At 66.5% G+C, this 1,117-nt stretch carries 1 protein-coding gene; it reads right to left on the reverse strand.

Translation table 11 applies throughout. The annotated features are described in order from the left end of the window. Window positions 1–55: 55 nt before the first annotated feature. Window positions 56–1,117 (reverse strand): MmgE/PrpD family protein (locus NW852_RS05535; protein WP_414426527.1); only part of this gene is annotated, 1,062 nt, incomplete at its 5' end.

The raw sequence follows: 1,117 nt of genomic DNA on the forward strand, positions 1-1,117 counted from the left end.
TCCACGGGGGAGGTTGGGAGGGGGGCATGTTGAAAAACCAACGCAAAGACACTTATCACTCCACCCGCAGCAGCTCCATTAGCGGGGCGATGGTCGGCTGCGCGTCCAGATTCCAGACGAACTGCAGCACCTCGTCCTGCCGTGCGCGGGGCAGCGCCCACTCGGTCAGCACATAGAACTTCGCTTCGACCTCCTCGTCGCTCATGGGGTTGCGGGCGTGCCCGCGCGGGAAGGTGTTCTCTTCGGTCAGCGTGCGCCCGTCCTTGAGGTGCAGCGTGATGCGGTTCGGGATGCCTTCGGGGTAGCGGGCGTCCATTTCGGGGTTATGGCGCACCGTGATGCGGCTCACCAGCTCCAGCAGCGCAGGGTCGGTGTAGCGCGCCTCGTCGAAGGTGTCCAAGTCCACCTTGCCGTCCATCAGTGTCGCCCCGACGATGTAGGGCAGGCTGTGGTCGGCGGTCTCGCGGCTCTGCGGTCGCCACTTCTCAGGCTCGCTGCCGATAATCGAGTAGCACGCCTCGAAGGTGTCGATCTCGATGCGCTCAATCTGGCGGATGTCGCCGCTGATTTGCTCGCGCAGCGCCAGCGCCGCCCATACCGCGCTCTGCGCGTGGTACTCCACAGGGTAATACTTGATGTAGGTCTCGTTGATCATGAACCCGCGCCCATCCTCGCCGCCGAGCGCGCCGACCGTGAACTCGCCCGACACCTGCTTCATGAAGCCCATCCTGCCCTCGAAGATTTCGGAGGGTCCCGTCAGCCCATGTTTGGCGAGCCAGCTGGCGAACACGGCGTGTCGGCTGGAGTTGGCGAAGGCGCATCCTTTCCATGCGGAGATTTCGCCGACGCGCGTCTGGCGCATCGCCAGCCCCGACACGCCTGCGATGCTCATCGCGTGGCGCGTGGCGGTCGCGTCCAGCCCCATCAGTCGGCTCGCCGCCGCCGACGCCGAGAACAGCCCGTAGTTCACATGATCCCAGCCGCGCGCCCGCAGGCTCGCCGAATCGCACAGGCGGCACTGAATCTCGTATGCCAGCACCGTCGCCAGCAACGAAACCGTTCCTGGGCTGCCCGGCGCGTGGGCGGCGGCCGAGCCCGCGGGGGGGGGTTGGCGGCG

Origin of the sequence: Synechococcus sp. H60.1, assembly GCF_047462335.1 — a bacterium.
Taxonomy (GTDB): domain Bacteria; phylum Cyanobacteriota; class Cyanobacteriia; order Thermostichales; family Thermostichaceae; genus Thermostichus.